Annotated in this window: 6 protein-coding genes and 1 pseudogene; 3 read left to right on the plus strand and 4 right to left on the minus strand. The window is 71.2% G+C overall.

What is annotated here, in order from left to right:
* The 4 genes and pseudogenes from ACVNF4_RS31760 to ACVNF4_RS31775 form a co-directional block, all read right to left on the minus strand.
* Positions 1 to 179, minus strand: a pseudogene (locus tag ACVNF4_RS31760) (betaine-aldehyde dehydrogenase); the annotation flags it as partial.
* Positions 176 to 988: an acetoacetate decarboxylase family protein gene (locus tag ACVNF4_RS31765; RefSeq protein WP_461806334.1), complete on the minus strand. Its 813-nt coding sequence runs from the start codon at positions 986 to 988 to the stop codon at positions 176 to 178. The pseudogene ACVNF4_RS31760 and the gene ACVNF4_RS31765, both read right to left, overlap by 4 nt.
* 12 nt (positions 989 to 1000) lie before the next feature.
* Entirely contained in the window at positions 1001 to 2197 is a 1197-nt protein-coding gene (locus ACVNF4_RS31770; protein ID WP_461806335.1) for an NAD(P)/FAD-dependent oxidoreductase, read from the minus strand.
* Positions 2198 to 2201: 4 nt separating this feature from the next.
* Positions 2202 to 2390 carry a ferredoxin gene (locus ACVNF4_RS31775; protein WP_461806336.1) on the minus strand — a complete coding sequence of 63 codons (189 nt, stop codon included), beginning with the start codon at positions 2388 to 2390 and terminating at the stop codon, positions 2202 to 2204.
* Between the two features lie 167 nt (positions 2391 to 2557).
* On the opposite strand from ACVNF4_RS31775, the gene ACVNF4_RS31780 reads away from it, so the two are divergent.
* Genes ACVNF4_RS31780 through ACVNF4_RS31790 form a run of 3 tightly spaced genes read left to right on the plus strand, consistent with a single transcriptional unit; the run spans position 2558 to position 5531 of the window.
* Entirely contained in the window at positions 2558 to 3913 is a 1356-nt protein-coding gene (locus ACVNF4_RS31780; protein WP_461806337.1) for a glutamine synthetase family protein, read from the plus strand.
* Between the two features lie 20 nt (positions 3914 to 3933).
* Positions 3934 to 5211 carry a cytochrome P450 gene (locus tag ACVNF4_RS31785; RefSeq protein ID WP_461806338.1) on the plus strand — a complete coding sequence of 426 codons (1278 nt, stop codon included), beginning with the start codon at positions 3934 to 3936 and terminating at the stop codon, positions 5209 to 5211.
* A gap of 32 nt (positions 5212 to 5243) precedes the next feature.
* A complete protein-coding gene (locus ACVNF4_RS31790) occupies positions 5244 to 5531 on the plus strand; it encodes a PadR family transcriptional regulator (protein WP_461806339.1) in 288 nt (95 codons plus the stop codon).
* Positions 5532 to 5608 lie beyond the last annotated feature (77 nt).

Here is a 5608-nt window from a genome sequence, read left to right on the forward strand (position 1 = left end):
AACGCGTCGCGGGCGGCGGCGACGGCGGCCTCGGCCTCGGCGGGGCCGCCCCGGGCGATCTCGCCGATCACGCCGCCGTCGATGGGCGAGTGGTCGGTGAACGTCTCGGCGGACGCGACGCGTTGACCGCCGATCCAGTGCCGGGTGTCGACCCGGACTCCGGCGACTGTGATGCTCATGCTCCTACCTCCGTGGACATTCCGGACTCCAGCAGCCGTCCGCCGTCCCACACCACGCCGACCTGCCGGTAGTACGCGGCGATCGGCTCGTGGATCTCCAGGCGGGCGAGTTCCTCGGTGGGCGCCTCGAACAGCTCCAACTCCGCTTCCCCCACCCAGGGTTGACCGCCCTCGAAGGAGGCGGCGCCGGACTCGATCAGCTCGTCGAGCGCCAGACCCTTGCCCTTCTCGATGGAGGGCAGCCAGCGGTGGTGGGCCATCGGGTGGCCGTTCACGAACCCGTTCGTCTCCGAGGGCTCCCGCAGCGTCACGACCGTCTGGGCGAGGCGCCGGTCGGCGGCGGCGAGGGTGGCGCCGAAGCGGGCACCCGCCTCGATGCGCGGGGCGGGACCGTAGGGGTGCGGGCGGGTCTGGTGGATCGAGCCGAGCTTCTTCGGGTAGCCCTGGTGCAGTCCCCGGGCGATCGCGAAGTCCTTGTCGACCCAGATGTACACGCACCGGGAGTACGTCCGGCCCTGGTACGAGCAGCGGACGACCGCGAAGGCCTCCTTGTACTGGGCGCGCACCGGGTCGAGGAGTTCCTCGCCGGAGGCCGAGCAGGACTGCCAGTCGGCCCAGATCAGCGCGACCGCACCGGGGTCCTCCTCGGCCAGCTCCAGGGAGTCGGGCAGCAGTTCGCGCACGCGCGCGGGGTCGGTGCGGTACTCGACAGTGAGCAGGTCGCCGGAGTAGCGCCAGGGCGGGGCGGGGATCAGCGACGAGGCTCCGCTCGCCGTCTTGGGGTGGAAGAATCCACGGACACTGCTCATGGCAGGGGTTCCTTACGCGGTGAGGGCGGGCTGGGCCAGCAGTTCGGCGCGGAAGCGGGCGGCCAGTGCGACGGTCTTGGGTCCGCCGAGCGCGACGACGCCGACGAGCCGGTCCGCCCGGTGGAAGCCGGCGAGGACGTCGCCGTCCGGGTCGCCCTCCAGGACGCGGACGTCGTCCCGGCCGAGCGCGGGGGCGCCGAACGACTGGAGCCGGAAGCCGTGCTGGTCGCTCCAGAAGGTGGGCAGCGGCGCGAAGGGTTCCCCTTCGGTGCCGGTGAGGGCGCGCGCCGCGTGTTTCGCCGTGTCGGTCGGGATGGACCAGTGCTCGACGCGGCGGGGTACACCGTCGTAGCGGGCGTTGGGGAAGCGGGCGACGTCACCGACCGCGACGACCTCGCGGCGCCCGCCGACTCTCAGATGTTCGTCGGTGAGGACGCCGTCGGTGAGGTCGAGGCCGTTGCCGTCGAGCCACTCCGTGTTGGCGATCGACCCCACGGACTCCACGACGACGTCGGCGGCCAGGACCGTCCCGTCGGACAGGGCCACGCCGGTGACCCGGTCGTTCCCCTCGAACCCGGTGACCCCGGCGCCGAGGGCGAAGCGGACACCCTCGCGTTCGTGGCGTTCGAGGAGGTTGACGGCGAGCAGGTCGCCGAGCGGGGCGACCATGGGCAGCGGCAGCGGGTCGACGACGGTGACCTCGGCGGCGCCGAGGGCGACAGCCGTGGCGGCGACCTCGCAGCCGATGAACCCGCCGCCGACGACGACCACACGCACACCGGGCTGGGTCAGTTCGGCGCGCAGCCCCTGGGCGTCGGCGAGGGTGCGTACGGTGTGGCGTCCGGCGAGGGGTCCTGGGCAGCGCAGGCGCCGGGGGCGCATCCCGGTGGCGACGACCAGCGCCCCGTAGGGCAGGAGCGTGCCGTCGTCGAGGGTGACGGTACGGCCGTCCAGGTCGGCGGCGGCGATGCGGGTGCCGAGGCGCCATTCGACGTCCGCGACGCTGGCGCGGGGGCGGAAGGCGAGGGACTCGAAGGACGCCTTGCCCGCGAGGACCTCCTTGGAGAGCGGGGGCCTGTTGTAGGGCATGTGGGGCTCGTCGCCGACGAGGGTGACGGGCCCGGTCCAGCCGGCGGCGCGGAGCTGTTCGGCGGCGCGCAGGCCGGCCATCGAAGCACCGGCGACGACTACGGGTGCGGTGGTGTCCACCGGGTCAGTCCTCGATCCGGATGGCCTGGAGGGGGCACACGTCGGCGGCCTCCTCGACCTCTTCGCGCAGTGCGTCCTCCGGGTCGGAGACGTAGGCCAGGCGTCCGGCGTCGTCGAAGGAGAAGACGTCGGGGGCCGCGAAGACGCACTGCCCGTGGTCCTGGCATTTGTTCATGTCGACGACGACCTTCATGGCCTGTCCTCCTTGAACTCGTTTGACTTCAAACAAGATAGGAACCGACGAGGGCGTGGTCAATAGCTATCCAGATGGATAAATTTCTATGACGAACCTCTTGTGCGGCAGCCACCCGCTCCCTACCGTTTGGCACCAAACAAAGCGATCCCCTTGAGGAGATTCCGGTGAGCGCTTTCGACCCCTCCCCCGTCCGGGACCACATGGAACGGCTCGCCGCCGAGGGCATCGACGTGGTCCGCGTGACCTATCCCGACCTCATCGGCACCGAGCGGGCCCGGGACGTCCTCCTGGACCACCTGCCGTCCGCCTGCGACCACGGCCTCGCCTTCTGCCGGGCCGTCTACCACACCAGCCCCCAGGGTGACGTCGTCGACGTCGCCGGAGGGCTGGACGCGGGGCTGCCCGACATCACCGTGCGCCCCGACCTCTCCACCCTCACCCCGCTCCCCTGGGAGCCCGGCGTCGCCACCTGCCTCGGGGACGTCACCGACCCGGCCACCGGACGGCCCGCCCCCGAGTCGCCGCGCGACCTGCTGCGGGCGGTCGTCGAGCGGTGCCGGGAACACGGGCTGCGGCCGGTGGTGGGCCCGGAGCTGGAGTACTTCCTGTGCGACCCGGCCCCGCAGAGCCCGGCCGGCTGGCGCCGCTACAGCGAGGCCGCCGGGGTCGTCTACACCGCCGGGCTGCGCGCCGACGGCGACAACCACCTCCTGCGCACCCTGCGCCTGCTGCACGCCCTGGACATCGGCGTCACCAGCGGGAACCACGAGTTCGACGGCTCGCAGTTCGAGATCAACCTGACCCACGCGGACGCCCTCACCGCCGCCGACCGCGCCTTCCGCTTCAAGGCCGCCGTCAAGGAACTCGCCCGCAAGGAGGGCCGTCTCGCCACCTTCATGGCGAAGCCGTTCAACGGCTCGGGCGGCTCCGGGTTCCACCTCCACCTGTCGTGTACCGGCGACTCCGGGGACAACGCCTTCGACGACCCGGCGGCCCCCTACGGCCTGTCGGCCACCGCCCGACACGCGATCGCCGGTGTCGTCGCGCACGCCCCCGCGCTGGCCGCCCTCGCCAACCCGACGGTCAACTCCTACAAGCGGTTCGGGCCCGACACCCTCGCGCCCTGGCTGATCGACTGGGGCCTCGACAACCGCAGCGCCATGGTCCGCATCCCCCCGGAGCGCGGCGCCGGCGCCCGACTCGAACTGCGCCTCGGCGACGCGAGCGCCAACCCGTACCTGCTGATCGCGGGCGCACTGGCCGCCGCCCTGCTCGGCGTCCTCGCCGGGGAGGAACCGCCGGCCCCGCTGGAGGGCTACGGCTACGACAGCACCAAGTCCCCCACCCTGCCGACGACCCTCCCGGCCGCGCTCGACGCCCTGGAGGCGGACACCGCGCTCACCGAGGTGCTCGGCAAGGACTTCACCGCCTCCTACCTCTCCTACAAGCGCGACGAGGTCGCACGCTTCCAACGGCACGTCACCGACTGGGAGTTCACCGAGTACGCCGACCACCTGTGACCCCGAGGAGCCCTGACCCCATGACCTCCCTTCCGCCCTTCCGGCCCGTCCCGCTCGCGGACGTCGACCTCGCGAACCTCGACCACTTCACCGACGGCACCACCCCCTGGGGGATGTTCCACACCCTCCGCCACGAGGACCCGGTCCACTGGCAGCCGGAGGACGCCCCGGGCTCCGGGTTCTGGGCGATCACCCGGCACGCCGACATCGCCCGCGTCGACCGTGACGCCGAGACGTTCACCTCGACGAAGTTCGTGAACCTCGAAGAGGTCGACGACGACCAGATCAAGAAGCGCGCCTCCATCCTGGAGCTCGACGGCGTCCGCCACCGCGCCCTGCGCTCCCTGCTGCAACGGCAGTTCGGGGCGGGCGTCATCAACAGCTACGCCGACTTCCTGCGCGGCCTGACCGCGACGACCCTCGACAACGCCCTCGCCAAGGGCACCTTCGACTTCGTCGAGGAGATCTCCGCCGACTTCCCCATCAACGTCCTCGCCCGCCTCCTCGACGTGCCCCCGGAGGACAACCGGCAGCTCATCGACTGGGGCAACCGAATCATCGGCAACACCGACCCCGACTACGCGGACGTGCTGCTGAACAGCGAGGAGAGCGAGAAGTACCGCGACCTGCCGTTCCGCTCCCCCGCCTCGCTGGAGGTCTTCGACTACGGCCGGGAACTGGCCCGGCAGCGGCGCGGCGGGGACGGCACCGATCTGGTGTCGAAGCTGGTGAACACCGTCCCGAGGGACGGCGTTCCGCTCTCGCCGCAGGACTTCGACAACTACTTCCTGCTGCTGGTCGTCGCCGGGAACGAGACCACCCGGCACACCATCAGCCACTCCATGCTGGCCCTCCTCCAGCACCCCGAGCAACTCGCCCGCCTCCAGGAGGACCCCTCCCTGATCCCGGTGGCCGTCGAGGAGTTCCTGCGCTGGGCCTCCCCCGTCTACCACTTCCGGCGCACCGCGACCCGGGACGTCGAACTCGGCGGCAAGCACATCAAGGAGGGCGACAAGGTCGTCATGTGGTTCGCCTCCGGCAACCGCGACGAGGAGGTCTTCGGCAACCCGTACGACTTCGACGTCGCCCGCGCCGACAACGACCACGTCACCTTCGGCAAGGGCAGCCCCCACCTGTGCCTGGGCAACCTGCTCGCCCGCACCGAGATCCGCATCATGTTCGAGGAGCTGATCCCGAGGCTCGCCGGCATCAGGCTCGCCGGGGACGTGCCGCGCGTGCGGTCCAACTTCGTCAACGGCATCAAGAAACTGCCGGTGGAGGTCACGCTCGCACATTGAGATGGTCCGCCGGAGTGACTATCGTCCCCGGGGTGACCGAACGTGTGATGCAGGAACCCACCCTGCTGGTACTGACAGCCCTCGCGGACGCCCCCCGGCACGGGTACGCCGTCGCCCAGGAGATCAAGACGATGACCGGCGGGCGGGTCTCGCTGCGGACGGGCGCCCTGTACGGGGCGCTCGACCGGCTGCTGGCGGACGGGCTGATCGACGTCGAGCGGGAGGAGGTCGTCGACGGGCGGGCCCGGCGGATCTTCACCCTGTCCCCGACCGGGCGGGAGCGGCTGAGTGATCCGTTCACGATTCTCAAGAAGGAGTGAGGACAGGTGCGTGCCGTCCTGCTGAAAGATTTCGGTCCTCCGGACCGGCTGACCGTGACCGAGGTACCCGACCCGCG

The sequence above is a fragment of the Streptomyces sp. S6 genome, from assembly GCF_054880855.1.